The following is a 26,644-nucleotide window of genomic DNA, read 5'->3' on the forward strand; positions in this document are numbered from 1 at the left end:
CGAGTTCCACTTTGTGGGGCCGCAATGGCACATCCGTTTGTTACTAACGTGACCGAGCGGAGAAGCTTGCTATAATTGTTTCTCTTAGGTGATGGGGCGAATCCCGCCTGTCCCATCCATCTGCCCCTGGCACACCGCAAGCCCAGTCCATGAGCGTCCTCTTCGACCACGAGATCATCGAATATGTGCACGAAAGTGCGCGCTCGCTGGTCTACCGTGCCCGCGCCGCCGATAGCGCCACGCTCATCGTCAAGCTGCCCAGGCAGGCGGCTCCCGGCTTGTCGCAACTGGCGCAGTTCAAGCGCGAATATGCGATCGCGCGCCGCTGCCGTCACCCGGGCGTGGTGCGTCCGCTTGCGCTGCAGTTGCACCGTGGACGCTGGACCATGGTGCACGAGGATATTGGCGGCCTGTCGCTCGACAAGCTGTTGCGTGCCCGGAAGGCAAGCGGGCATGCGCCCGTCCAGGCCGGCCTGGGGCTGGATGAATTCCTGGACATCGCCCTGCAACTGTGCGCGGCGCTCGAGGAAGTGCACCGGCAAGGGGTGATCCACAAGGACATCAACCCATCCAACCTGGTATGGAACGGCGAGCGGCGCCTGCTCCAGCTGATCGATTTCGGCATTGCCAGCGAGCTCCCGCACGAAAACCAGGGCATCGTCAATCCGGCGGCGCTGGAAGGCACGCTGCGCTACATGGCGCCGGAACAGACCGGACGGATGAACCGCCGGGTCGACTACCGGGCCGACTTCTATGCGCTTGGCGCGACCTTCTACGAACTGCTCGCCGGCCAGCCGCCTTTCAGCGCCGACGACGAGATGGAGCTGGTCCATTGCCACATCGCGCGCGAGCCCGATTGGTCGCATCCGGCACTGCGCGCCCTGCCCGGCCGGCTGCTGGCGATCGTCCAGCGCCTGCTCGCGAAAAATGCCGAGCTGCGCTACCAGAGCCTGTACGGGCTGCGCAGCGACCTCGATTCCTGTCGCGCGTCGTCTTCGATACCGGGGCTCGCGCTATCCGATCGCAACGGCCGCTTCATGGTCCCGCAAACGCTGCACGGGCGCGAGGATGCGATCGCCGCACTGCTGGAGGCATTCGAGCTGAGCGCCGCCGGGCAGCGCACGATGCTGTGGGTGACCGGTTATCCGGGCATCGGCAAGTCGGCGGTGGTCAACGAGGTGCACAAACCGATCCTTGCCCGGCGTGGTTGCTTCCTGGCCGGCAAATCCGACCAGTTCCGGCGCGACCTGCCCTACGCGTCGCTGATCCAGGCTTTCCAGGAACTGGTACGCCAGCTTCTTTGCGAGCCCGAGGCCTCGGTGCGGCAATGGGCGGAGCGGCTGCGTAGCGCCCTGGGGAACGGACTGGGCGTGATGGTCGACCTGATTCCCGAGCTCGCGCTGATCGTCGGCCCCACCGAGGCGGCCCCAGCGATGACGCCGGAGCAGGCACAGCGCCGCCTGCACCGTGTGTTTCCCCGTTTCGTCGACGTCTTCGCCGCCGCTGGCCGCCCGCTGGTACTGTTCCTCGACGACCTGCAATGGGCCGATACGGCCACCCTGCGGATGATCGAGCTGTTCATGGGCGCGCGCGACAAGGGCCACCTGCTGCTCATCGGCGCCTATCGCGACAACGAAGTCGACGCCCTCCATCCCTTGACCGCGCTGCGCGACCGGCTGCTGGCGGGCGGCCTGCACCTGCCCACGCTGGCGCTGGGCCCCTTGACCGAAGCGCAGGCAGGGCAAATCGTGGCGGCCGCCATGCGGGTGGCGCCGGCCGACTGCGCCGCGCTGACCCGGCTATGCTTCGCCAAGACCGGCGGCAACCCGTTTTTCCTCAACCAGTTCCTGGGCTCGATCCACGAGGCCGGCCACCTGCGCTACCGCAGCGACAAGGATTGCTGGGACTGGGATCTCGCTGCCATCGCGCAGGCCGGCCACACCGACAATGTCGTCGATCTGCTGGTCGACAAGATCCGCCGCCTGCCCGCCGCCACGCAGCGCCTGCTGCAACTTGCCGGGGCCGTCGGCAACCGTTTTACGCTCGACATGCTGGCGCTGCTCGTCGAATGCAGTCCCTGGGACGCGCAGCACGTCCTGTGGCCGGCGCTCGACGCGGGACTGGTCCAGCCGCTCGACGGCAGCTACAAGTACGTCGACGTCGACGCGCGCGACAGCGCAGTCGGCTACCGCTTCCTGCACGACCGCGTGCAGCAAGCCGCTTATCTGATCGTGGATGCCGGCACGCGCGCAAGCAATCACCTGCGCATCGGCCGGCTCCTGATGCGGCATACGCCGCAGGAACGCCAGGATGAGCGGCTGTTCGAGATCGTCGAGCAGCTCAACGCCGGCCGCGCGCTGATCGTCGACGCGGTCGAGCGCGTGCAGCTGGCGGACATGAACCGGCGCGCCGGCCTCAAGGCGCGCCGCTCGGCAGCCTTCATGGCCACCCTGGAGCACATGCGCATCGGTCTCGAGCTGTTGCCGGCGGATGCCTGGCACAGTCACGCCGGACTCTGGCACGCGCTGCAGCTCGGCATGGCCGAGGCGGCCTACCTGTGCGGTCAATTCGACGCCGCCGAGGCGATCTATCCGTTGGTACGGGCGCGCTGCCCGGCTCCGTTGCAGCAGGTGCGATGCATCGCCGTCCAGGCGCATCAGTACCAGCTGCAGGGCCGCTTGGGGGAAGCCATCGCCGTGCTGCGCGAGGGACTGGCGCTGCTGGGCTTCGAGATTGCGCACGATGTCACGCAACAGAAGGCGCGTTTCGACGAGCTCCTGGCCGACATCGCGCGCCTGCAAGGCACGCGCGCGCCCGAGCTGGTCGCCGGCGAGCTGCTGGCGGCCGGCGAGATGGACGATCCGGTCGCGGCGGCGGCGCTGCCGATGTTGCATGCGCTGTGGATGGCCGCCTACTATGCCGGCCAACAGGAGCTGTGCCAGCTGATGGTGCTGTTGATGACGCGCCTGTCCGCGCAGCATGGCAGCAGCGATTTCAGCGCCGTGGCGTATGTGGCCTACGCCTCGATTCTGGCGCTCCGGGACGGCGACCACGCGCGCAGCCACCGATTCGGCGCGATGGCGATGGCGCTGGCCAGGCGCCGCGCCAACCTGCAGGCGCGCACCCAGACCGCCCTGATGTTCGCGGCGCTGGTCAACCACTGGACGCGGCCGCTGCGCAGCTCGGACGCGCTGTACGAGGAAGCATTCGGCTGGGCGCTGGAAATCGGCGACTTCGTGCAGGTCGGCGTGGTGGCGGCCGTGCGCGCGACCGAGCGGATCATCCTGGGCGACTACCTGCCCGACCTGCTGCACGCCATCGAGCGCGACCTGGCGCTGATGCGCGCCAACGGGCAGCAGGCGATGGCCGATTGCTGCGCCGGCGCGGCGCTCCAGCCGGTCAAGTGCCTGATGGGCCTGGCCCCACGCAGCGACAGCTACGACGACGCAGGCTTCAGCGAGGCCGCCTTCCTCGAGCAATATGGCGGCTCGAACCTGTTTCTCGCCTATTACCTGCAGGGGAAGATCCGCAACGCCTATCTGTTCGACAGCGCCGATGCGCAAGCGCTGGCCGGCCAGGTCGGCATCGTGACCCGGATGATGCGTGGCCAGGCCAAAGTGCCCGAGACGAGTTTTTACGCGGCGCTGATCTGGATCCGCGCCTTGCGGCGCGATCCCGCACGCGCCGATGCGGCCCAAGTGCTGAACCGGATCGACGCCTTGCAGGCCGATCTCGCCGGGTGGGCCGAACTGGGACCGGAGGAACTGCGCGCCAGATACGCGCTGGTACAGGCGGAAATGGCACGCTACCGCCAGGACCTCGCATTGGCGACGCGCTCTTACCAGCGGGCGGTCGACGCCGCCGGCCGGGCCGCGTACGTCAATTTGCAGGCGCTGGCAAACGAGCTGTGCGGCGAATGCTGGATCGATCAGGACCTGCCGCGGGTGGCGGCGCTGTTCATCAAGGACGCCATTGCCTGCTACGCGCAGTGGGGGGCCGAGGGCAAGGTGACGCACATGCGCGAGCGCCACGGCGCCTTGCTGGCGAAGGTGGACGAAGAGGGAATGCAGTCGCATGCCGGCACGCTGACGCGCGGCGCCGCCGCGCTCGACCTGGCATCGCTGCTCAAGGCGACGCAGGCGGTGGCGAATGAAGTGGGCCTGCGCAAGGTACTGCAACGCCTGATTGCCGTCGCGCGCGAAAACGCCGGGGCACAGGTGGCGCGCCTGCTGCTGTCCGACGGGGTGTACAGGCTGGAAGCCGATATCGATGGCGATGCCGTCACGGTGCTGCAATCCCGCGAGATCGACCTGGATGCCGCGAGCGACCCGCAATTGCCGCTGTCGCTGCTGCGCTACGTGATCCGTACCGGCGCCGCGCTCATCGAAGACGATATCGCGCAGGGCTCGCGCTTCGCCGCCGATCCCTATGTGCGGCAGCACCAGCCGCGTTCCGTCATGTGCCTGCCGGTGCGGCACGCCGGCAATATCGACGGCATCCTCTATTTCGAGAACCGGCTCGCCGAAGCCTCGTTCACCGACGAGCGTGTCGAGTTCCTGCGCATGCTCGGCGCACAGTCGATGATCTCGATCGCCAGCGCGAAGTTGCACGACAGCCTGGAGCAGCGCGTGGCGGAACGCACCGCCCAACTGGAAGAGGCCAACCGCAAGCTGGCCACCTTGTCCATCACCGACGGCCTGACGGGCCTGGCCAACCGGCGCCGCTTCGACGAGTATCTGCGCAGCGAGTCGGCGCGCGCCGCCCGCGCCGGACAGCCGCTCGCCGTCATCATGCTCGACGTCGACTACTTCAAGAAGTTCAACGATCGCTATGGCCATCAGGCCGGCGACGCATGCCTGATCCGCGTCGCGGATGCGCTGGCGGCCGGCACCCGCCGCAGCGGCGACCTGGCGGCGCGTTACGGCGGCGAGGAGTTCTCGATCGTGCTGCCCGATACCGGCGCCCGGGAGGCGCACGCCATCGGCGAAGCCTTGCGCGGCGCGATCGAAGCGCTCGACATCGCCCATGCCGGCGCAGTCACGGGACGTGTGACGATCAGCGTCGGCGTCGCGATCCGGGCCCCACGGGAGGCCGGCGATCCGGACACGCTGATGCGTCGGGCCGACCTCGCCTTGTACCGCGCCAAGGAGGCGGGACGCAATCGCGTCGTGCTGGGCGGGGATGAGGCATGAAACCCGGTTGCCGGAATGGCAGCGGGAGCGCCGCCTGAAATAAAAGCCCTGGCAGCGCCGCGCCATACGCGCCTTGCCGATTTCGTATACAGTCCGCCCTCCGCACAAAAGAGAGGAACCATGGAACTGACGAATGAGGTGACACTCGACGGCAATCTGTACTGCTTCGAGGACGCGGCACGGGTGGCCGCAGCGCGCGCCTGGATCGATGCGAACGGCAAGGACAGCACGCGCTTGCGCAATGCCTTTCCCGATGCGCGCCCGGTCAGCACGCATCCATACGACTCGGGTAGCCAGCGCCGTGATGAGCACGACAGGACTCCCCGGGCCTAGCGCCGCAACTCCGACATGATGTTCTCGGCCATGAAGTCGCACGGCGGGCGGCGCGACTTGCTGCTGCGCGCGAGGATGACCTCCAGCGCATCGGGTTCCGGCAGGCCCTGTGCCTGGCCGAGCTGGCTCAGGTGCGCCGGCACCGCGCAGCGCGCCAGCGGTGCGATGGCCAGGCCTGCTTCGACCATGCTGAGCAGCCCCATCAGGCTCGGGCTTTCATACGACGTCCGGTAGGGAATCCTGGCCCGTTCCAGGCTGCGGATCGCGTTCTCGCGCGCCACGCTGCCGGGCAGGAAAACGGCGATCGGCAGCGGCCGCTCGCGCCAGATCTCGTGCGCGCCGGGCGAGGCGGCCCAGACCATTGGCTCGAAGCGCACGAACTCTCCCGACAGGCCCTTGACGCGTGTGGCGCACACCAGGTCGACCGTGCCGTCCTTCACCATGGGCGCGAGCGCCACGCTGGGCAGGCCGACCACCTGGATCTCCACCTTCGGATACGTGGCGGAAAACTTCTTGAGGATCGGCGGCAGCAAGGACGAGGCATAGTCGTCGGGCACGCCGAGCACTACCCGGCCGGTGACGTCGGGCCGGACCACCGCGGCCCAGGCTTCGTCGCGCAGGGCCAGCATGCGCCGCGCGTAGGTGAGCAGGACCTCGCCGTCCTGCGTCGGCGTGACGCTGCGCGGCCTGCGCACGAACAGCGGCTTGCCGAGCGCGGTCTCGAGCGTCTTGATCTGCATGCTCACCGCCGACTGCGATCGGTGGACGACTTCCGCCGCGCGGCTGATGTTGCCGGTATCGGCCACCGCCACGATCATGGCCAGGACGTCCAGGTCGAGTGCTTTCACAGATATCAGAAAAACAGATAGATGCCTTCAATATTATGCGATTTTCTTAAGCAATGCCATCGTGCATAGTATTGGAAAGGAGCCAGACATGAACGCAGCCACCGATCCACGCATCTTCGCAGTCCCCGAGCTTTGCTTTGCCACCGTCCCGTCCGGGGTACGCATCCCCTACGTGGCATCCGGGTCCGGCGAGCCGCTGCTCTTCGTGCATGGCTCGCTGTGCGACTACCGCTACTGGAACAGCCAGTCGGACGCCTTGTCACAGCACTTCCGCTGCTACTCGGTCAGCCTCAGCCACTATTGGCCGGCCGACGAGGGCGAGGCATCGGGCGCTTTCAGCTGGCGGCTGCACGTCGCGGAGCTGGCGCAGTTCATCCGGGCGATGAACCTGGGCCCGGTGCATCTGGTGGGCCATTCGCGGGGCGCATGTGTCGCCTTCAACCTGGCGCGCGAAGTTCCCGAGCTGGTGAAAACCTTGAGCCTGGCGGACCCCGCCGGCCCGCTGCAAACCGGCGCGATGCCGCCAGCGCCGCTGCCACCGTCTGCCGAGGCGGTCCGCACGCGCGTTGCCGACCTGATCGCGCATGGCGAACTCGAGGCCGGCCTGGAGCTGTTCGTCGACTCGGTGAGCATGCCCGGCATCTGGCGCAAGAGCCCGGCCTCGTTCCGCGCGATGGCGCTTGCCAATGCGGGAACGCTGCCGAAGCAGTTCCGCGACCCCTTGCCGGCCTACACCCGCGCCGGGGCGGCGCAGGTGCGCTGCAGGACCCTGCTCGTCGCAGGGGAACGCAGCCCGCGCACGTACCGCGATAACGTCGAACACCTGGCAGGCTGGATCGGACACGTGGACAAGCGCACCATGGCGGGCGCGTCGCATGGGATGAACGTGACGCACGCGGCGGCGTTCAACCGCCTGCTGCAGTCTTTTCTGGGGAAACAGGCGGCATGAGCGTTCGGGCCGGATCGTGTGGCGCCGATCGTCGAAGCCGGTTTCGACTAGCGATTGCATCGGGCTGCTGAGGGCTGGATCCAAAAGCAAACGGGCCCGATCGGGGCCCGTGCTTGGAAATTTCTGGAGGCGAGGACGGGAGTCGAACCCGTCTAGACGGCTTTGCAGGCCGCTGCATAACCGCTTTGCTACCTCGCCCGAGGTAATCTTGGGATAGCTGACCCGGCCGGTTATCTGCCGTATCAACCGAGAAGCAATGTCTTCTCTGAATCTGGAGCGGGAGAAGAGTCTCGAACTCTCGACCTCAACCTTGGCAAGGTTGCGCTCTACCAACTGAGCTACTCCCGCATTGGAGTACTACTTTTCGTAAAACCTTTGGAGCGGGAGAAGAGTCTCGAACTCTCGACCTCAACCTTGGCAAGGTTGCGCTCTACCAACTGAGCTACTCCCGCATTGGAGTCTTACATTACCTGTCGCGCCAAGCTATCCGAAGATAACTGGAGCGGGAGAAGAGTCTCGAACTCTCGACCTCAACCTTGGCAAGGTTGCGCTCTACCAACTGAGCTACTCCCGCGTACAGAACAACGATTATCGCAGAACTTTGACATTTTCTCAAGTTTCTCAATCGTGCATCCGATCGTGTCACCTGAAAAACTGGAGCGGGAGAAGAGTCTCGAACTCTCGACCTCAACCTTGGCAAGGTTGCGCTCTACCAACTGAGCTACTCCCGCTTTGTCTTTCATTCTGCTGCGTTGTCGTCGCAACAGGCAGGCATTATAGAGATTCTATTCCGTACGTCAAGGATGAGACAGAACATTTATTACAACTCAGATGATCCCGGATTTTTCCTTGATCAAGGGCCAGGCCCGGCGCAGGTAGTAGAACATCGACCAGACCGTCAGTGCGCCGGCGATCCACAAGAGGTACTCGCCCCAGTAGAGGGTGTCGATGCCGAACAGGACGTCATGAAACAGCAGCATCGGAATCGCCGTCATCTGGGCGGCGGTCTTGATCTTGCCGAGCGAGCTCACCGCCACCGACTTGGTGGCGCCGATCTGGGCCATCCATTCGCGCAGCGCCGAGATGGTGATCTCGCGGCCGATGATGATGAAGGCGATGATGGCGTTCACGCGGTCCAGCTGCACCAGCACCAGCAAGGCGCCGGCCACCATCAGCTTGTCCGCGACCGGGTCGAGGAAGGCGCCGAAGGCCGAGGTCTGGTTCCAGCGGCGCGCCAGGAAGCCGTCGAACCAATCGGTGACGGCGGCGATGATGAACACCAGGGTCGCGGCCAGGTTGCGGTCGGCCAGCGGCAGCCAGTGGGTCGGGAGATAGAAGACGCCTACAACCAGGGGAATCAGCGCTACACGTAGCCAGGTCAGGAGAATCGGGATGTTGAAAGGCATAGAAAAAGCACTGATATCGGGAATGAAAAGTTTCGGCGACAGTCTACATGGGTATTGCAAATCGGACTAGTTGACTCGTCTGTATGCGCTCCAAAAACAAAACCGGGGCGCAGGCCCCGGTCCGGTAAGTCAATGCAGCTGGCGGTAAATCTCCTCCGCCAGCGTACTCGAGATGCCCTCCACCGACATCAGGTCTTCCACGCTGGCGTCGATCACGCCGCGCAGGCCGCCGAAGCGCGCCAGCAGGCGCTGGCGGCGCTTGGCGCCGATGCCTTCGATCTCCTCCAGGCGCGAGGCTTGTCTTGCCTTGGCGCGCTTGGCGCGCATGCCGGTGATCGCGAAGCGGTGCGCCTCGTCGCGGATCATGGCCACCAGCATCAGCGCGGCCGATTCCTTGCCCAGCTCCTGCGGCGCGCGGCCGTCGGCGAAGATCAGGGTTTCCAGGCCCACGCGGCGCCCTTCCCCCTTGGCCACGCCGACGATCATCGAGGTGCTCAAGCCCAGCTCCTCGAATACCTGGCGCGCCATCTCGACCTGGCCCTTGCCGCCGTCGACCAGCACGATGTCGGGCATGACGCCTTCGCCGCCCGCCACCTTTTCGTAGCGGCGCTGCAGCACCTGGCGCATCGCGGCGTAGTCGTCGCCCGGCGTGATGCCGTTGATGTTGAAGCGGCGGTACTCGCCGTTCTGCATCTGGTGGTGGTGGAACACCACGCAGGACGCCTGGGTCGCTTCGCCCGCCGTGTGGCTGATGTCGAAGCATTCGATGCGCAGCTCGTCGAGGGTGTCGCTGTCCAGCGCCAGCACCTCGGCCAGCGCGCGCGTGCGCGCCTGCTGCGAACCCTGCTCGGACAGCAGGCGCGCCAGCGCGATCTCGGCGTTCTTACAGGCCAGCTCCAGCCACTGGCGGCGCTGCCCCTGCGGCTGGAAGATCAGGTTGATGCGATGGCCGCACTGTTCGGACAGGGCCACGATCAGCTCCGGCTGGTCGAACTCGATGTTCAGGATCAGGGTGCCCGGGATGAACTGGCCCGCGTAGTGCTGGGCCAGGAAGGCGCACAGCACCTCGACCTCGATCGGGCATTCGCCGAGCGACTCGCCGACGTGGGTCGGGAAGTAGGCGCGGTCGCCCAGGTGGCGTCCGCCGCGCACCATCGCCAGGTTGACGCAGGCGCGGCCGCCCTGCACCACCACGGCAATCACGTCGACGTCGGCGTCGCCCACGGTTTCCATGCTCTGCGCGTGCAGCACTTTCGACAGGGCCTGGATCTGGTTGCGCACGCTGGCGGCCTGCTCGAACTTCAGCTCCATCGCGTAGGACTGCATCTTCTGCTCCAGGTCCTCCAGCACCTCGCTCTGGCGCCCGCGCAGGAAACGCGCGGCGTTGTCGACGTCGCGCTTGTAGTCTTCCGGCGTGATCAGGTCGACGCAGGGCGCGCTGCAGCGGCCGATCTGGTGCAGCAGGCAGGGACGGGTGCGGTTGCTGTAGACGCTGTCCTCGCAGGTGCGCAGCAGGAACACCCGCTGCAGCAGCTGGATCGATTCCTTGGCCGCCCAGGCGGAAGGAAACGGCCCGAAGTACTGGTTCTTCTTGTCCAGCGCGCCGCGGTAGTAGCCCAGGCGCGGCGCCTCGCCGCCCGTGATCCGGATGTAGGGGTAGCTTTTGTCGTCGCGGAACAGGATGTTGTAGCGCGGCTTGAGCGACTTGATCAGGTTGTTTTCCAGGATCAGCGCCTCGGCCTCGCTGCTCGTCACCGTGGTTTCCAGGTGCGCGATCTGCGACACCATCATCGCGATGCGCGGGCTCGACAAGTTCTTCTGGAAGTAGCTCGACACCCGGCTCTTGAGGTTGCGCGCCTTGCCGACGTAGAGCACGTTCTGGTTGGCGTCGAAATAGCGGTACACGCCTGGCAGCCCGGGCAGTTTTGCCACAGTCGCCAGCACCTGCTCGCGCGCCGCCTCGCCCGGCTGCACCGGTTGTGCCGCGTCGCCCTTCAAAGTCGCTTTCAGTTCTTCTTTCATGGCCTGCCAACTGTCCGGCCGCACGCGTGGCGCGACGGCCTCAATCTTCCTGATCCTGGGTCTGGCGGCGCCGATGCGCGCCGGCTTGGGGGACGGAACCGGCATCGCGGCACCACAGCTCGCCACATAGGCGACATCCCGCTCGTCTTCCTTGCTCATTTCCGACCTACATCCTGCCTACTCTTGCTTTATACGGCCACGTCCTTGGTCACGATCACGAAGGCCACCGCATAATCGGCCTCGTCGCTGACTGTCACCTGCGCGCTCAAACCATTGGCGCGCATGAAGTCCTCCAGCGCCCCGCTGCAGACGATGACCGGCTTGCCGCTGGGCGCGTTGAGCATCTGGGCCGAGCGCCAGGTCATGGGCATGCGCATGCCCAGCCCGATCGCTTTCGAGAACGCTTCCTTGGCCGAAAAGCGGGTGGCCAGGAAGCGCAGTCCGCGCACTGCGTTCTTGCTGCTGCGCGCATGGTACTTCGCCAGCTCCTCGGGGCCGAGGATCTTCTCGGCGAAGCGCGGGCCGCTGCGCGCGAGGGCCGCCTCGACACGCGAGATCTGGACGATGTCGGTGCCGATGCCGTAGATCATCTCAGGCCCCTGCCCCGTATTGCACGGCGAGGCGCGCCGCCACCATGATGGCCTTCATTTCGCGCACCGCGTTCTCCCAGCCCGCGAACAGGGCGTGGGCGACGATCGCGTGGCCGATGTTGAGCTCGTGGATGTCGCTAATGGCCGCGATCGGCTGCACGTTGGTGTAGTGCAGGCCGTGACCCGCGTTCACGCGCAGGCCGCGCGAGGCGCCCGCATGCACGCCGAGCTTGATGCGCTCGATCTCGCGCAGCGCTTCATCCCCTTCCGCTTCGGCATAGCGGCCGGTATGCAGTTCGATGACGGTGGCGCCAACGGCGCTTGCCGCCTCGATCTGCTGTTCGTCGGCGTCGATGAACAGCGAAACGCGGATGCCTTCGCTTTTGAGCTGCTGCACCGCCGCCTCGACTTCCTTGTAGTAGCGGATCACGTCCAAACCGCCCTCGGTGGTGACTTCCTCGCGCCGTTCCGGCACCAGGCACACGTCCTGCGGCTTGACCTGGCAGGCGAAGTCGATCATCTCGCGGGTCACCGCCGCTTCCAGGTTCATGCGGGTGCCCAAGAGCGGGCGCAGCGCGACCACGTCGGCATCCTTGATGTGGCGGCGGTCTTCGCGCAGGTGCAGGGTGATCAGGTCGGCGCCGGCCTGCTCGGCCAGCAGGGCCGCGCGGATCGGGTCCGGATACGTGGTGCCGCGGGCATTGCGCACGGTGGCGATGTGGTCGATGTTGACGCCGAGGTCGATGACGGAGCCAAGGGGTTGCAGGAAGCTCATGTGTGGTCTTTATAGTTGCATCAGGTCGATCAAAATCTGGCGCGTATTCAGCGGCGCGCCGCCCAGGTGGTGCGCCAGCAGGAAGCGCATCAGCTGCTTGCTCTGCGCCTGCGTGACCGGATCGCGGTAATCCTCGCGCTCCATGTCGAGCAGGGTCTTGCCGAGCACTACCGGCCAGACGTCGGCGGGCACGGCTTCGCGCGCGCCCTTTTCCGGGTCGACCACGTAGTCGCGCCCGGGCTCGACCGCGGCGCGCGTGGTGGTCGAGCGCGCGAGGTCGGCGGCGACGCCTGTTTCCTTAAGTAAGGCCCGTTCGAACTTTCGCAAGACGATGGGCGGCGGTTCGCCGTGGGCCAGCTGGTTCAGGGTCGAGACATAGTGGTCGAACAAGGCCGGATGCTTGTCGTCGCGCGCCAGCAGCTTGACCAGCAGTTCGTTCAGATAAAAGCCGCACAGCAGCGCGGTCTTCTCCAGCGGCAGCATGCCGCCCACCCATTCGGCATCGATCAGGGTGCGCAGTTCGAGCTTGCCGCTGAAGGACACCGACAGCGGCTGGAAGGTCTGCAGCACCCCGCGCAGCTTGGACAGCGGGCGCTTGGCGCCTTTCGCCACCACGCCCACGCGGCCGAAGTCGCGCGTGAACATGTCGACGATCAGGCTGGTTTCCTTGTAGGGATAGCTGTGCAGGACGAAGCCGGGCTGGCCGGTCACGCGGGTGTCCTTTGTCGCGGGGCGCACGGGCGGCCGGCTGCGCTTGGCCGCTACCGGAACGCCGGGCTCCCGAGCTTCGATGAGGTCGTCTGATTTTGCTTGGTCTGGCATGCGGTCGGGACGGCCTCCAAATGCTTACTCGTAGCCGTAGGCGCGCAGGCCCGCTTCGTTGTCGGCCCAGCCGGATTTGACCTTGACCCAGATTTCCAGGTACACGGGGCCGTCGAACAGCTTTTCCATGTCCAGGCGCGACTGGGTCGAGATTTCTTTCAGGCGCGCCCCCTTGTTACCGATGATCATGGACTTGTGCGTGTCGCGCTCGACCAGGATGGCACAGAAGATGCGGCGCAGGTTGCCCTCCTGCTGGAACTGCTCGATGATCACGGTGCTCGTGTAGGGCAGCTCGTCGCCCAGCAGGCGGAACACCTTTTCACGCACGATCTCGGCGGCCAGGAACTTCTCGCTGCGGTCGGTGATGTCGTCCGGCCCGAAGATCGGGGCGTTTTCCGGCAGGTGGCGCTTGATCTCGTTTTCCAGCGCGTCGACCTGGAAGCGCAGCTTGGCCGAGACCGGCACGATGGCGGTGAAGTCGCGCAGCGCGGCGATTTTTTGCGCGAACGGCATCAGGACCGCCTTGTCCTTCACGCGGTCCGATTTATTGATGACCAGCACGACCGGAACATTCTTCGGCAGCAGGTCGAGCACCTGCTGGTCGGCCGGGCCGAAGGTGCCGGCTTCGACCAGGAACAGGATCACGTCCGAGGACGTGAGCGTGTTGGAGACGGTCTTGTTCAGCGTTTTATTCAGGGCATTCGCATGGCGGGTCTGGAAGCCCGGCGTGTCGACGTAGATGAACTGGGCATCAATGCGGGTCTGGATGCCGGTGATGCGGTGGCGCGTGGTCTGGGCCTTACGCGAGGTGATCGACACCTTGGCGCCGATCAGCACGTTCATCAGGGTCGACTTGCCGACGTTCGGACGGCCGACGATGGCGATATAGCCGCAGCGGAAGTTGTCAAGGGTGCCTGCGGTGTCGGTCGTGTCGGTATTCATATTCTTGCTCATGCGGATTTGCTGCCTGTTTGTTCTGCGCCTGCGGCGCCGTCGGTCTGGACCGTGCCGATGCCTGCCAGCTTCAGCTGGGCGGCGCGCGGTTTGCTCTTGCGGGCCGCCGGCGCCTTGGCCAGCGCCCCTTGTGCCGCTTCCAGCGCCAGCCGGGCGGCGGCCTGTTCGCCGGCGCGGCGGCTGCCGCCGCGTCCGAAGACCTGCACGTTCAGCTTCGGCACCAGGCACTCGACCTCGAATTCCTGGCTGTGGGCGGAGCCGTGCGTGGCCACCACGTTATAGGTGGGCAGCGAAATTTTCTTGCTCTGCAGGAATTCCTGCAGCAGGGTCTTGGCATCCTTGCCCAGTGTACGCGGATCGACCGAGTCGAGCAGCGGAATGTAGAAGGCGCGGATCACGTCGCGCGCGGCATCGAAGCCGGTGTCGAGGAAGATCGCGCCCAGCAAGGCTTCCAGGGTGTCGGCCAGGATCGACGGCCGGCGGAAACCGCCCGACTTCAGCTCGCCCTCGCCCAGGCGCAGGAACTGCGACAGCTCGAGCTTCTGGGCGATCTCGAACAGCGACTGCTGCTTGACCAGGTTGGCGCGCAGGCGCGACAGATCGCCTTCGTCGAGGTTGGTGAAGCGCTCGTACAGGATCGAGGCCACGACGCAGTTCAGGATCGAGTCGCCGAGGAACTCCAGGCGTTCGTTATGCAGCGCGCTATGGCTACGGTGGGTCAGGGCTTGCTGGAGCAGGCCGGTGTCCCGGAACGTGTAAGCCAAGCGTGTTTGCAATAACTGTAGATTCATTGTGCTGTCGTGGTTGCACCAGGCACCCGGTGCCCGGCGTGTTGCCTGTTACCGGGCCGCGGTCGCGGCCCCATCTGCTTCTTTTGCCGCATTCGCACCGCTCGGATCGGTCGTGCCCGCATAGTCGATCACGATGCTGACATTGCCCACCAGCGGCACCCGTTTCTCGTAGGCGAAGCTGACCTGGGTCTCGCCGCCGTCGCGGGTGATGGCCAGGTCGCGGCCGTTGATGGCGGTGACGTTGTTCATGCCGGCGTTCTTGTCGAAGGCTACCTGTATTTCGCGTGGCGTGCCGCCAGCTTCCTTGGCGCGCACAATCGCCTCCTTGATCGCGCTGTACTCGAAGTACGTGGGCAGCAGCTTGAGCGCGAACACGGCGGCCACGCCGAGGACGGCCAGGACGAGGATCAGGCCGGTCAGGGACATGCCGGCTTGCTTGCTGGGTGCTTGGTGACGCATCGTGGATCTCCCGGATTACTGGATGCCGCCAATCCGTTTCGGATTGCTGAAGTTCATCCAGACGACGATCGCCTTGCCAACAATGTTTTTATCCGGCACGAAGCCCCAATAGCGGCTGTCGGCACTGTTGTCGCGGTTATCGCCCATCATGAAATAGTTGCCTGGAGGTACGATACAGGTAAATTTATCGTACGAATAGTCGCAGGCTTCACGATTTGGGAAATTGTCCACAGCGCCGAGGTCGAGCGTGCGCTTGCCCTCGGTGTTCAGGATGCGGTGCGCCACCCCGCTTTCCTTGCCGGGCAGCTGCTCGATGAACTGCTTGTGGTAGATCGGGTGCTGGTCGTCCAGGTAGTCGTCCATCGGGGTGTACTGGACCGGCTTGCCGTTCACGGTCAGGCGCTTGTCTTCGTAGGTGATGGTGTCGCCGGGCACGCCGATGACGCGCTTGATGTAGTCCTGGCCCATATCCTTCGGATACTTGAACACCATGACGTCGCCGCGCTGCGGGTCGCCCACTTCGATCACCTTCTTGTTGACGATCGGCAGGCGCACGCCGTAGGCGTACTTGTTCACGAGGATGAAGTCACCCACCAGCAAGGTCGGCACCATCGACGAGGACGGGATCTTGAACGGTTCCCACAGGAAGGAGCGTAGGATGAAGACCAGCGCGATCACCGGGAAGAAGCTGCCCGAGTACTCGATCCAGGTCGGCTGGCGCAGGTGCGCCTGCTCGATGGCGGCGCGCCCGTTGCCGCTGTCGACCTTGATGCCCTCGGCGGTCAGCTTCCGGGTGCGGGCGTCGTATTCGGCCAGGGCGGCGTCGGCCTTGCGGCGGCGCGCCTTGGCCAGCACGAACACGTCCAGGCACCAGATCACTCCGGTCACCACCATCAGGACGAACAGGATCAGAGCAAAATTGCTCAGGATGGGTTGCATATCCATTTATTTTTCTTCCACCTGGAGGATGGCCAGGAAGGCTTCCTGCGGGATCTCCACCGAGCCGACCTGCTTCATGCGCTTCTTGCCGGCCTTTTGCTTTTCCAACAGCTTCTTCTTGCGCGAGATGTCGCCGCCATAGCACTTGGCCAGCACGTTCTTGCGCAACGCCTTGACGTTCTCGCGCGAGATGATGGTGGCGCCGATCGCCGCCTGGATCGCCACGTCGAACATCTGGCGCGGGATCAGTTCGCGCATCTTGGCCGCCACCTGGCGCCCGCGATAGGGGGCGTTGGCGCGGTGCACGATGATGGCGAGGGCGTCGACCTTCTCGCTGTTGATCAGCATGTCGACCTTCACCACGTCGGAGGCGCGGTTTTCCTTGAACTCGTAGTCCATCGAGGCATAGCCGCGCGAGGTCGACTTCAGGCGGTCGAAGAAGTCCAGCACGATCTCGGCCATCGGGATCTCGTACACCAGCTTGACCTGGCGGCCGTGGTAGGCCATGTCCATCTGCACGCCGCGCTTGCCGTTACACAGGGTCATGACGGCGCCGACGTACTCTTGCGGCATGTACAGGTTGACGGTGACGATCGGCTCGCGGATCTCGGCGATCTTCGACGGTTCCGGCATCTTGGACGGGTTGTCGACGCGCAGCTGGGTGCCGTCGCGCATCTCGACCTCGTACACCACGGTCGGCGCCGTGGTGATCAGGTCCATGTCGAATTCGCGCTCCAGGCGTTCCTGCACGATCTCCATGTGCAGCAGGCCCAGGAAGCCGCAGCGGAAGCCGAAGCCCAGCGCCTGCGACACTTCCGGCTCGTACTGCAGCGCGGCGTCGTTCAGCTTCAGTTTTTCCAGCGAGTCGCGCAGGGCGTCGTACTGGTTGGCTTCCACCGGGAACAGGCCGGCGAAGACCTGCGGCTGGACTTCCTTGAAGCCCGGCAGCGGGCTCGGTGCCGGCTTGTTGGCCAAGGTGACGGTGTCGCCCACCTTGGCGGCGGTCAGTTCCTTGATGCCGGCGATGATGAAGCCCACCTGCCCCGCCGACAGTTCCGGCAGCGAGACCGAGCGCGGGGTGAACACGCCGATGTTCTCGACCAGCTGCTGCGAGCCGGTCGCCATCAGGAGGATCTTGTCCTTCGGACGCAGGGTGCCGTTGACCACGCGCACCAGCATCACGACGCCCACGTAGGGGTCGTACCAGGAGTCGATGATCAGGGCCTGCAGCGGCGCGTCCTTGTCGCCCTTGGGCGGCGGGACCCTGGCGACCAGGGTTTCCAGCACGTCTTCCACGCCCAGGCCGGTCTTGGCCGAGCAGGTGGTGGCGTCGGAGGCGTCGAGGCCGATCACGTCCTCGATTTCCTTCTTGGCGTTGTCCGGATCGGCGTGCGGCAGGTCGATCTTGTTCAGGATCGGGATGACTTCCACGCCCAGGTCGAGCGCGGTGTAGCAGTTCGCCACGGTCTGGGCTTCCACGCCCTGGCTGGCGTCGACCACCAGCAGCGCGCCTTCGCAGGCCGACAGCGAGCGCGAGACTTCGTAGGAGAAGTCGACGTGGCCCGGGGTGTCGATCAGGTTCAGGTTGTAGATCTGGCCGTCGCGCGCCTTGTACTGCAGCGCCGCGGTCTGGGCCTTGATGGTGATGCCGCGCTCGCGTTCCAGGTCCATCGAATCGAGCACCTGCGCGTCCATCTCGCGCTCGGACAAGCCGCCGCACAGCTGAATGATGCGATCGGCCAGGGTCGATTTGCCGTGGTCGATGTGGGCGATGATGGAGAAGTTACGTATGTTGTTCATTAACAAAGCTCAAAACCAAAAAGGCCGCGGGCAGCGCGGCAGGCGACGACAACGAATAGGTGCAATGCAAAAAAGCGCTTCCAGAAGGGCATGCCGGCCCCCGGTCGAAGCGCTCGATGAAGCGAATGAAAAGCGTGGCGACAGGCGTGCAGGCGGCCGGCGCTTTTCCGACCCCGGCATTTTACCGGATTCCGCGCTGGAAAGCCCGGTTTTGCGGCTGGCGAGGGGGAGAAAGGCTGGTTTTTGTTGAAGCGGAGGGTGGCAGAGGCGTTTGGTAGGGTGGACGGCTTCGCCGTCCGCGCGTTCAGCCAACCGGAGAACAGCCGCGCAGGCCGCACAAGCTTGATTTGAACGCGCGGACGGCAGAGCCGTCCACCCTACGCGGCAGCCCTGGCGCAGGCATCCGCCCAGCCGCGGGCCGCCACCGGATCGAGGAAGTAATGGCACAGCTCCTCGCCCTCCGGAGCGCCGTACAGCACCGGCACCAGCTCGTCGAAACGCGCCACCAGCGCCGGATCGGCGTCAACATCGACCACGGCGACCTCGAAGCGCTCCCCGGGCTGCTGCAGGGCCAGCAAGGCCTGCAGCATGTCTTCGCACAGGTGGCAGTAGCTGCGCGAGTACAGCGTGAACGGGACCAATCGCATCATTGGCGCGGCTTGACGACGACGTACTGGGTGACGTCGTCACGGCGCACCAGGAGGGCCACCGGTTTTTTCGGGTCCAGCTTGGCGACCAGGCCGTTGAACTGGGCGACGCTGCTCACCGGGGTATTGCCCACCTGCGAGACGATGTCGCCCGGGCGGATGCCGGCGGTGGCGGCACTGCCTTCGGCGTTCTCGACCAGCACGCCGCCGTCGATGCCGGCTTCGGCGCGCGCAGCCGCCGGGATGTCCGAGACCACCAGGCCGAGCGCGTTGGGCGCGGCGCCGGGAGTCGGCTTCTTGGGCGTCGGACGGGCGGTCGGGGAACGCTCTTCCTGCAGTTCGACGATGGTCACCGGCAGCTCGAGCTGGGTGCCGCGGCGCCATACGGTGACGGTGGCGCGGCTGCCGACCTTGGTGGCGCCGACCAGGCGCGGCAGGTCGCGGGTGGTCTCGATCGGCTGGCCGTTGAACTTCAGGATGATGTCGCCGACCTTGATGCCGCCCTTCTCGGCCGGGCCGCCGGCTTCCACCATCGACACTTCCGCCCCGCGCGCCTTGCCCAGGCCGAGCGACTCGGCGACGTCGCGCGTGACTTCGCCGATCTGCACGCCCAGGCGGCCGCGCGTGACCTTGCCGGTGGTTTTCAGCTGCTCGGACACGCGCATGACCTCGTCGATCGGCACGGCGAAGGAAATGCCGTTGTAGGCGCCCGAGAGCGTGGCGATCTGCGAGTTGATGCCGATCACCTCGCCGCGCACGTTGATCAGCGGGCCGCCCGAGTTGCCCGGATTGACTGCGACGTCGGACTGGATCAGCGGCAGGTATTCGCCGGTGTCGCGCGACTTGGCCGAGATGATGCCGGCGGTGACGGTGTTGTCGAGGCCGAAGGGCGAGCCGATCGCCACCACCCATTCGCCGACCCGGATCTTGCTGGAGTCGCCGGTGCGCAGGTAAGGCAGGTTGCTGGCCGAGAGCTTGAGCAGGGCCACGTCGGAACGGCGGTCGGCGCCCAGCACCTTGGCCTTGAATTCGCGGCGGTCGGTGAGCGTGACGGTGACTTCGTCGGCGCCTTCGACCACGTGGGCATTGGTGAGCACGAAGCCGTCGGCGGAAATGATGAAGCCGGAACCGACGCCGCGCGTGACCTGCTCCTCGGCGCCGCCCTGCCCGCCCGGACGGCCCTGGCCGCGCCCGCCCCCGCGGGGAATCTGGCCGCCGAAGAAGCGGCGCAGGAATTCCTGCATCTCCTCTTCGCCCGGCATGCCCTGGCCGCGCGTGACGCGCTCGGTGGTGCGGATGTTGACCACGGCGGGTCCGACCTTGTCGATCAGGTCGGAGAAATCGGGCAGGCCGGTGACGACCGGGGTCTGCACCGGCGCCGCGGCCATGGCGCTGTCGGGAAGGAAGGCACAGCTCGCTGCGACCAGCAGGGCCGGCAGGTACATGCGGAGTGGACGATGCTTGGATTCACGGGTCATGGGCTTGGCGTAGGATGGCTGAGATTGACTTTATGGTAAGCCAAAATACGCGCTTTGTCGCGCCGTACGCGGGGGCATGCCGCAGCCATCGACGCCGGATACCGGACGGGAAAAAGTGTTGGAAGACTTATATACAGAATGAATCAGATGAGCCGTGTGATATGCCGCGCATATCAGGGGTGCCGCGTCGGCGTCGCGCACGACACGGCCGCGCCGCCAGCCTACAGGCGCTTGACGGCGGCCGCGGCGGTATCGGGGAGAGGTCCGTCGCGCGGCGTGACGCCGGGCCCGGCCATCTTGCCGCCACCCAGCGATTCGGGGCCCGCCGTGACCGCCGGCGCGATCGCCGCCAGCGCATCGGCCGCCGTCGCCGGGCGCGTCGGCGGGCGCCGCAGCGGCGTGGCTTCGGCGGCCAGCCGGTCCGCCAGGCGCAGCGCGAAGCCGGGCGAGAGTTCCGCCTCCAGGGGCTCGGCGCGCAGGGCGTCGCCGATGCGGTGGTAGAGATCCCAGGTCTGCCGCCCATCGGCCTCGCGCAGGGCCGCCAGCGCGAGCTCGAGGTCGGCATCCGGCAGTTCGCCATCCGCAAAGGCTGATATGTATTCGCGTATCTTCTTGTTCGTTTCCATCTGATAACCCGTCGGCGTCGGTCTGTTCAATTTGTCGCGTCTCTGTACGATCCTGCTACCTACCGACGTTTGTCAACCGGGAAATCGAGCAATGGGCGCAATTTCTCAGCAATGACTTCGCGTGCACGGAAAATCCGGCTGCGTACGGTTCCTATCGGACACGCCATGACCTCGGAGATTTCTTCGTAGCTCAATCCTTCTATTTCTCGCAAAACAATTGCCGTTCGCAATTCCAGCGGCAGTGCTTCCATCGCCGCATTGACTGTGTGGGCAATCTGCTTGCTCGCCAACACCGATTCGGGTGTGTTGATGTCACGCAGGCTGTCCGCGTCGTCGAACCCCTCGGCCCGCTCGGCGTCGGCGTCGGTCGAGGTCGGCGCGCGGCGGCCCTGTGTCACCAGGAAGTTCTTGGCCGTGTTGATTCCGATGCGATACAGCCAGGTGTAGAAGGCGGAATCGCCGCGGAAGTGGCGCAGGGCGCGGAAAGCCTTGATGAAGGTCTCTTGCACGACGTCTTCGGCTTCGGCCGGATCGTGCACGAGGCGCGACACCAGGCGCATCAGGCGGCGCTGGTATTTGGCCACGAGCAGGTCGAACGCGGCCCGGTCGCCAGCCTGGACGCGCTCCACCAACACCTGATCTCCCTCGCGTTCTGTCGTCACGGACCCTGCCCCATCGGCTGCAGCGGCCCTCCTGCGTAAGAGTTGGCCCGCTGCAATAAGTTCAAAGTATTTTGTGCTCCGCCGGCGACCCGCCCGAGGTCTGGACGCCGGCGCCGAGCGCCACCGCCAGGGCGCGGAATGCCTCCGGCGACAGGCTGTCCGGCAGCACGGCCACGGAAGGACGCGCCGGGGCGCGCAAGACCAGCCGGCAGCGCCGCATCCAGCCGTGCGCACACCCGTTCGCCCCTGCGACACCCGCGTCGTCGCCGATTTCCAGGCACAGCAGCAACATGCGCGGCCACAGCGTGGAGCCGGCCGACAGCCTTGCCGGCAAGCCCGCGCGTTTGTCCTGCCGCACACCCTGTTGTACCGTCAGGCGTAGCTGGCCGGGTCCAGAAATATCAATGCGATGCACCGTTGCAGCACGCAGCGCGGCACGCAGCACGCATGCCGCGGCGAACAGCAGCGCAGCCGCCACACAGGGCGCTCCGGCAAAGCGCGCAGGCGTGGCCAGGCCCACGGCGCACGCGGCCGCGAACAGGGAAGCGCCGAAGCCGGCCAGCAGGCAACGCAGGCGGCGTGACGGCGCAACGACGACGCTCAGCGCGATCGACATGGTTCTTCAGCGAGGAGAGGAAGGGGCGCCGCAGCCCGGAGGCGGACGGAGGAGATACAGGGGGATGTACTGCTTGATGCGCAGGACCGAACGACACAGCCTGCAGGCGCCCATCCCGGTTAGACCGGAATGGGCGTGGTCTGGTTCAGACCGACGGTCAAACTTTTGCGAAGACGAGGGTACCGTTGGTACCGCCGAAGCCGAAGGAGTTCTTGACCGCGTAATCGATCTTCATGTCGCGCGCCGTGTTGGCCACGAAGTCCAGGTCGCATTCCGGATCCTGGTTGAAGATGTTGATCGTCGGCGGCGACACCTGGTTGTGGATCGCCAGCACGGTGAACACCGACTCCAGGCCGCCCGCGCCACCCAGCAGGTGGCCGGTCATCGACTTGGTCGAGTTCACGACGAGGCCGGTCTTGGCGTGGTCGCCGAAGACGCGCTTGATGCCGCGCACCTCCGCGACGTCGCCCAGCGGCGTCGAGGTGCCGTGCGCATTGACGTACTGGACTTCACCGGCGTTCAGGCCGGCGTTCTTCAGTGCCGCGACCATGCAGCGCGCCGCGCCACTGCCATCCTCGACCGGCGAGGTGATGTGGTTGGCGTCCGCGCTCATGCCGAAGCCGATGACTTCCGCATAGATCTTGGCGCCGCGTGCGACCGCGTGTTCGTACTCTTCGAGCACCATCACGCCGGCACCCTCGCCCAGCACGAAGCCGTCGCGGTCCTTGTCCCACGGACGCGAGGCGGTGGCCGGATCGTCGTTGCGGGTCGACAGCGCGCGCGCCGAGGCGAAGCCGCCCAGGCCCAGCGGCGACACGGTCGATTCCGCGCCGCCGGCGATCATCACGTCGGCATCGCCGTACTCGATCAGGCGAGCGGCGGCGCCGATGCAGTGCAGGCCGGTGGTGCAGGCGGTGACGATCGCCAGGTTCGGGCCGCGCAGGCCGAATTTGATCGAGAGATCGCCCGAGATCATGTTGATGATCGAGGCCGGCACGAAGAAGGGCGAGATGCGGCGCGGGCCGCGATTCATGTACTCTTCCTTGGTGGCTTCGATCATCGGCAGGCCGCCGATGCCCGAACCGATGGTCACACCGATGCGGTCCGCGTTTTCCTCGGTCACGACCAGGCCCGAATCCTGCAGGGCCTGGATGCCGGCTGCCATGCCGAAATGGATAAAGCTATCCATGTTGCGGCCTTCCTTGCCCGGCAGGTAGTCTTCCACCTTGAAGTTCTTCACTTCTCCGGCGAAATGCGTCGTGAACGGCGTCGCGTCGAACTTGGTAATGTTGGCAATGCCCGACTTACCGGCCAGCGCCGCGTCCCACGCCTCGGCAATGGTGTTGCCGATTGGTGAAATGCAGCCCAGGCCGGTAACGACGACACGGCGGTTGCGTGAACGGCTCAAGCGATTCTCCCAAAAACTTTTAAAGCGCGATCTACTACTTAGGCCTTGACGTGCGCGGTGGCGTAGTCGATGGCTTGCTTGACGGTGGTGATCTTCTCAGCCTGCTCGTCAGGGATTTCCATTTCGAACTCGTCTTCCAGTGCCATCACCAGTTCCACGGTGTCCAGCGAGTCAGCGCCGAGGTCGTCAACGAACGAGGATTCGATTTTGATGTCTGCTTCTGCAACGCCCAGTTGCTCAGCGACGATTTTTTTAACGCGTTGTTCGATATCCGACATGTTATGGCTCCATTAAGGTGTGTGTTGCGGAAAGTGCGCGCATTTTATCAGGTTTGCGCGATGAAAAACTACTTTCGGCGATTACGCTTATATCCACCGAAATTGCTGCTAAAAGTGGCGTACACGCCGGATTTTTTTCGCAATCGATTCAATCCGGCATTCTAGCGCCTTAATTCATGTACATGCCGCCATTCACGTGCAGCTCGGTGCCCGTGATATAGGCCGCGGTCGGGCCTGCCAGGAAGGCCACGGCGTGGGCGATGTCTTCCGGCTGGCCCAGGCGGCCCAGCGGGATCTGCTGCATCAGCGCGCTGTGCTGGTCTTCGCCCAGAGCCTTGGTCATGTCGGTATCGATGAAGCCCGGCGCGACGCAGTTGACGGTGATGTTGCGGCTGCCGATCTCGCGCGCCAGCGCGCGGGTCATGCCGGCCACGCCGGCCTTGGCGGCGGCGTAGTTCATCTGGCCCGGGTTGCCCGAGGCGCCGACCACCGAGGTGATGTTGATGATGCGGCCGTGCTTGGCCTTCATCATCCCGCGCAGCACCAGGCGCGACAGGCGGCCGACGGCGGTCAGGTTGGTGGAAATCACGCTGTCCCACTCCTCGTCCTTCATGCGCATGGCCAGGTTGTCCTGGGTAATGCCGGCATTGTTGACCAGGATCGACAGGCTGCCGAAGCCCTTCTGCACCTCGTCAACGACGGCGCCGCACTGGGCGGCGTCGGTCACGTTCAGGACCACGCCCTTGCCGCCGAATTCAGCCAGGTAGGCGCCGATCGCCTCGGCGCCGGCCGCGCTGGTGGCGGTGCCGACGACCTTTGCGCCCTGGCGCGCCAGTTCGAGCGCAATGGCCTTGCCGATACCGCGCGATGCGCCGGTGACGAGGGCAACTTGGTTCTGCAGATTCATGCTATTCCTTTTCTTTGGTGTTGATCTCAAGCCGCGTTGATCGAGGCCAGCACGCGCTCCAGCGCAGCCTGGTCGACCAGGGCCTCGCCGACCAGGGCGGCGTCGATGCGCTTGGCCATGCCGATCAGGGTCTTGCTCGGGGCGCATTCGATGACCTGGGTCACACCTTCAAGCGCCATCTTCTGCATGGTCTCGACCCAGCGCACCGGACCGGCGGCCTGGCGCACCAGGGCGTCCTTGATCGCGGCAGGATCGTGCAGGATAGCGACGTCGACGTTGTTGATCAAGTCGATCTGCGGCGCCGAGAACGGGATGTTCTCCATGTAGTCGCGCAGGCGATCCGAAGCAGGCTTGAGCAGCGAGGAGTGGAACGGCGCCGACACCGCCAGCTTCATGGCGCGCTTGGCGCCCTTCGCCTTGGCGATCTCGCAGGCGCGGTCGATCGCGGCGGCGTGGCCGGCGATGACGATCTGGGTCGGCTCGTTGAAGTTGACGGCTTCGACCACTTCGCCTTGCGCGGCCTCGAGGCACACGGCGCGCACCTCGTCGGCCCCCAGGCCCAGCACGACGGCCATGCCGCCCTGCCCGACCGGCACCGCGTCCTGCATGGACTGGGCGCGGAAGCGCACCAGCGGCACCGCATCCTTGAACGCGATCACGCCGGCAGCGACCAGGGCCGAGTATTCGCCCAGGCTGTGGCCGGCAACGATGGAGGGCACCGGGCCGCCGGCGGCGATCCAGGCGCGGTACACGGCGACCGCGGCGGTCAGCATGACAGGCTGGGTGTTGGTGGTGAGGTCGAGGTCTTCCTTCGGGCCTTCGGCGATCAGCTTGCCGATGTCGAAGCCCAGGGCCGCCGAGGCTTCAAGCACGGTCTGCTCGACCACCGGGTTGCCGGCGAAGCCGTTCAGCATGCCGACGGCCTGGGCGCCCTGGCCCGTAAACAGGAATGCGAATTTGCTCATTATTGTTCTCTCTTCGGATATCTCGGTTTTCGTAGGGTGGTGGGCTCTGCCGACCGCGCGCTCAAACTTCGTACGCACTGTGGCAACGCATTCTCTTGCTGAACGCGCGGACGGCGAAGCCGTCCACCCTACGGATCGCCGCGGCGCATACGCCGCGGCACGAAACGAATTACATGCGGGCGAGCACCGCGCCCCAGGTGAAGCCGCCGCCCACGCCTTCCATCAGCACATTGTCGCCCTTCTTGATGCGGCCGTCGCGCACCGCGGCGTCGAGCGCCAGCGGGATCGAGGCGGCCGAGGTGTTGCCGTGCTGATCGACGGTGACGACCATCTTTTCCATCGGCAGGCCGAGCTTCTTGGCGGTGCCCTTCATGATGCGCAGGTTGGCCTGGTGCGGGATCAGCCAGTCGATGTCGGAGGCCTGCATCTTGGCGTGCTCGAGCGCTTCCTTGGCGACTTCTTCCAGCACGGTGACGGCCAGCTTGAACACCGCCGGGCCGTCCATGTACAGGAAGCCGCTGCCGGCCACCGCGCCGCCGGCCAGGTTGCCCGGGATCGACAGGATGTGCGACTGGCTGCCGTCGGCGTGCAGCTTGGTGGCCAGCACGCCCGGCTCTTCCGAGGCTTCCAGCACCACGGCGCCGGCGCCGTCGCCGAACAGCACGCAGGTGGTGCGGTCGGTGAAATCGAGGATGCGCGAGAACACTTCGGCGCCGATCACCAGCACGCGCCGGTACACGCCGGCGCGGATGAAGGCATCGGCGGTCGAGACCGCATACACGAAGCCGCTGCACACGGCCTGCACGTCGAAGGCGGCGCTGTTGTTGGCCATGCCGAGCTTTTGCTGCACGATGCAGGCGGTGCTCGGGAAGCTGCCGTGGAAGTCGGGGGTCGAGCTGGCGACGATCACCAGGTCGATGTCGGCGGGCAGGCAGCCGGCCGCTTCCAATGCATTGCGCGCGGCCTTCACGGCCAGGTCGGAGGCATTCTCGTCGCTCGCCGCGTAGTGGCGGCTCGAAATGCCGCTGCGGGTCACGATCCACTCGTCGGAGGTCTCGATCCCCTGCTCGGCCAGCTGGGCCGCGAGTTGGTCGTTGGTGACGCGCTTGGCCGGCAGGTAGCTGCCGGTACCGGTGATCTTGCTGTAGACAGTCATCTTCTGCACCATCCTGCTGGT

General features: G+C 65.6%; 25 protein-coding genes and 5 tRNA genes. 4 read left to right on the plus strand and 26 right to left on the minus strand.

The annotated features are described in order from the left end of the window. Window positions 1–149 precede the first annotated feature (149 nt). Both MasN3_RS17075 and MasN3_RS17080 read left to right on the plus strand, forming a co-directional pair. Complete coding sequence (locus tag MasN3_RS17075; RefSeq protein ID WP_281908783.1) at window positions 150–5,192, plus strand: diguanylate cyclase domain-containing protein; 5,043 nt, start codon at window positions 150–152, stop codon at window positions 5,190–5,192. A 120-nt stretch (window positions 5,193–5,312) separates the two neighbouring features. Then, window positions 5,313–5,525 carry a hypothetical protein gene (locus tag MasN3_RS17080; protein ID WP_281908784.1) on the plus strand — a complete coding sequence of 71 codons (213 nt, stop codon included), beginning with the start codon at window positions 5,313–5,315 and terminating at the stop codon, window positions 5,523–5,525. Here MasN3_RS17080 and MasN3_RS17085 read toward each other — a convergent pair. Continuing rightward, window positions 5,522–6,343, minus strand: coding sequence for a LysR substrate-binding domain-containing protein (locus tag MasN3_RS17085; RefSeq protein WP_281914531.1), 822 nt, complete (start codon window positions 6,341–6,343; stop codon window positions 5,522–5,524). The genes MasN3_RS17080 and MasN3_RS17085 overlap by 4 nt on opposite strands. Window positions 6,344–6,461: 118 nt before the next feature. Here MasN3_RS17085 and MasN3_RS17090 point away from each other — a divergent pair, with 118 nt between their 5' ends. Next, window positions 6,462–7,322, plus strand: coding sequence for an alpha/beta fold hydrolase (locus MasN3_RS17090; RefSeq protein ID WP_281908786.1), 861 nt, complete (start codon window positions 6,462–6,464; stop codon window positions 7,320–7,322). Between the two features lie 124 nt (window positions 7,323–7,446). Here MasN3_RS17090 and MasN3_RS17095 read toward each other — a convergent pair. From MasN3_RS17095 to lepA, 15 genes are all read right to left on the minus strand, one after another. Further along, a tRNA-Cys gene (locus MasN3_RS17095) sits at window positions 7,447–7,520 on the minus strand. Between the two features lie 74 nt (window positions 7,521–7,594). Then, a tRNA-Gly gene (locus tag MasN3_RS17100) sits at window positions 7,595–7,670 on the minus strand. Between the two features lie 28 nt (window positions 7,671–7,698). Further along, a tRNA-Gly gene (locus tag MasN3_RS17105) sits at window positions 7,699–7,774 on the minus strand. Between the two features lie 46 nt (window positions 7,775–7,820). Further along, a tRNA-Gly gene (locus MasN3_RS17110) sits at window positions 7,821–7,896 on the minus strand. Window positions 7,897–7,977: 81 nt separating this feature from the next. Beyond that, window positions 7,978–8,053 (minus strand) — tRNA-Gly (locus MasN3_RS17115). Between the two features lie 96 nt (window positions 8,054–8,149). Next, the gene (pgsA, locus tag MasN3_RS17120; RefSeq protein ID WP_281908787.1) at window positions 8,150–8,728 is read right to left on the minus strand and encodes a CDP-diacylglycerol--glycerol-3-phosphate 3-phosphatidyltransferase; all 579 of its coding nucleotides are present in this window, start codon (window positions 8,726–8,728) and stop codon (window positions 8,150–8,152) included. A 129-nt stretch (window positions 8,729–8,857) separates the two neighbouring features. Next, window positions 8,858–10,909, minus strand: coding sequence for an excinuclease ABC subunit UvrC (uvrC, locus tag MasN3_RS17125; protein WP_281908788.1), 2,052 nt, complete (start codon window positions 10,907–10,909; stop codon window positions 8,858–8,860). A gap of 29 nt (window positions 10,910–10,938) precedes the next feature. Beyond that, window positions 10,939–11,340 carry a holo-ACP synthase gene (gene acpS / locus MasN3_RS17130; RefSeq protein WP_281908789.1) on the minus strand — a complete coding sequence of 134 codons (402 nt, stop codon included), beginning with the start codon at window positions 11,338–11,340 and terminating at the stop codon, window positions 10,939–10,941. Between the two features lies 1 nt (window position 11,341). After that, complete coding sequence (gene pdxJ / locus MasN3_RS17135; RefSeq protein WP_281908791.1) at window positions 11,342–12,115, minus strand: pyridoxine 5'-phosphate synthase; 774 nt, start codon at window positions 12,113–12,115, stop codon at window positions 11,342–11,344. A 9-nt stretch (window positions 12,116–12,124) separates the two neighbouring features. Then, on the minus strand, window positions 12,125–12,937 hold the full coding sequence (recO, locus tag MasN3_RS17140; protein ID WP_281908793.1) for a DNA repair protein RecO: 813 nt from the start codon (window positions 12,935–12,937) through the stop codon (window positions 12,125–12,127). Window positions 12,938–12,961: 24 nt separating this feature from the next. Beyond that, window positions 12,962–13,879, minus strand: coding sequence for a GTPase Era (gene era / locus MasN3_RS17145; protein WP_281914532.1), 918 nt, complete (start codon window positions 13,877–13,879; stop codon window positions 12,962–12,964). Window positions 13,880–13,887: 8 nt separating this feature from the next. Then, window positions 13,888–14,655 (minus strand): ribonuclease III, encoded by a 768-nt coding sequence (gene rnc, locus MasN3_RS17150; RefSeq protein WP_281908794.1) that lies wholly within the window; start codon window positions 14,653–14,655, stop codon window positions 13,888–13,890. A gap of 75 nt (window positions 14,656–14,730) precedes the next feature. Beyond that, window positions 14,731–15,141 (minus strand): DUF4845 domain-containing protein, encoded by a 411-nt coding sequence (locus tag MasN3_RS17155; RefSeq protein ID WP_281908796.1) that lies wholly within the window; start codon window positions 15,139–15,141, stop codon window positions 14,731–14,733. Window positions 15,142–15,156: 15 nt separating this feature from the next. Next, on the minus strand, window positions 15,157–16,086 hold the full coding sequence (gene lepB, locus MasN3_RS17160) for a signal peptidase I (protein ID WP_281908798.1): 930 nt from the start codon (window positions 16,084–16,086) through the stop codon (window positions 15,157–15,159). Further along, window positions 16,087–17,880 (minus strand): translation elongation factor 4, encoded by a 1,794-nt coding sequence (gene lepA, locus MasN3_RS17165; RefSeq protein WP_281908799.1) that lies wholly within the window; start codon window positions 17,878–17,880, stop codon window positions 16,087–16,089. It abuts the gene before it with no gap. On the opposite strand from lepA, the gene MasN3_RS17170 reads away from it, so the two are divergent. Then, window positions 17,870–18,130, plus strand: a complete 261-nt coding sequence (locus MasN3_RS17170; protein WP_281908800.1) for a hypothetical protein — start codon at window positions 17,870–17,872, stop codon at window positions 18,128–18,130. The two genes, lepA and MasN3_RS17170, sit on opposite strands and share 11 nt — an antisense overlap. Before the next feature lie 127 nt (window positions 18,131–18,257). Here MasN3_RS17170 and MasN3_RS17175 read toward each other — a convergent pair whose 3' ends face one another. The 10 genes from MasN3_RS17175 to MasN3_RS17220 form a co-directional block, all read right to left on the minus strand. Then, window positions 18,258–18,530 (minus strand): glutaredoxin family protein, encoded by a 273-nt coding sequence (locus MasN3_RS17175; RefSeq protein WP_370662303.1) that lies wholly within the window; start codon window positions 18,528–18,530, stop codon window positions 18,258–18,260. Further along, complete coding sequence (locus MasN3_RS17180) at window positions 18,527–20,005, minus strand: DegQ family serine endoprotease (protein ID WP_281908801.1); 1,479 nt, start codon at window positions 20,003–20,005, stop codon at window positions 18,527–18,529. The genes MasN3_RS17175 and MasN3_RS17180 overlap by 4 nt, the downstream gene beginning before the upstream one ends. Window positions 20,006–20,226: 221 nt before the next feature. Further along, on the minus strand, window positions 20,227–20,631 hold the full coding sequence (locus MasN3_RS17185; protein ID WP_281908802.1) for a sigma-E factor negative regulatory protein: 405 nt from the start codon (window positions 20,629–20,631) through the stop codon (window positions 20,227–20,229). A 59-nt stretch (window positions 20,632–20,690) separates the two neighbouring features. Next, window positions 20,691–21,293, minus strand: coding sequence for an RNA polymerase sigma factor RpoE (rpoE, locus tag MasN3_RS17190; RefSeq protein WP_281908804.1), 603 nt, complete (start codon window positions 21,291–21,293; stop codon window positions 20,691–20,693). 61 nt (window positions 21,294–21,354) lie between these two features. Beyond that, window positions 21,355–21,909 carry a hypothetical protein gene (locus tag MasN3_RS17195; RefSeq protein ID WP_281908805.1) on the minus strand — a complete coding sequence of 185 codons (555 nt, stop codon included), beginning with the start codon at window positions 21,907–21,909 and terminating at the stop codon, window positions 21,355–21,357. Window positions 21,910–22,066: 157 nt separating this feature from the next. Continuing rightward, window positions 22,067–23,317: a beta-ketoacyl-ACP synthase II gene (gene fabF / locus MasN3_RS17200; protein WP_209586115.1), complete on the minus strand. Its 1,251-nt coding sequence runs from the start codon at window positions 23,315–23,317 to the stop codon at window positions 22,067–22,069. A gap of 38 nt (window positions 23,318–23,355) precedes the next feature. Beyond that, entirely contained in the window at window positions 23,356–23,595 is a 240-nt protein-coding gene (gene acpP / locus MasN3_RS17205) for an acyl carrier protein (RefSeq protein ID WP_020653257.1), read from the minus strand. Between the two features lie 169 nt (window positions 23,596–23,764). Beyond that, on the minus strand, window positions 23,765–24,502 hold the full coding sequence (gene fabG, locus MasN3_RS17210; protein WP_281908812.1) for a 3-oxoacyl-ACP reductase FabG: 738 nt from the start codon (window positions 24,500–24,502) through the stop codon (window positions 23,765–23,767). 26 nt (window positions 24,503–24,528) lie between these two features. After that, window positions 24,529–25,467: an ACP S-malonyltransferase gene (gene fabD, locus MasN3_RS17215; protein WP_281908814.1), complete on the minus strand. Its 939-nt coding sequence runs from the start codon at window positions 25,465–25,467 to the stop codon at window positions 24,529–24,531. Window positions 25,468–25,636: 169 nt separating this feature from the next. Continuing rightward, a complete protein-coding gene (locus MasN3_RS17220; RefSeq protein WP_281908815.1) occupies window positions 25,637–26,623 on the minus strand; it encodes a beta-ketoacyl-ACP synthase III in 987 nt (328 codons plus the stop codon). Window positions 26,624–26,644: the final 21 nt, after the last annotated feature.

This window comes from Massilia varians (assembly GCF_027923905.1).
GTDB classification, from domain to species: Bacteria; Pseudomonadota; Gammaproteobacteria; order Burkholderiales; family Burkholderiaceae_D; genus Telluria; species Telluria varians_B.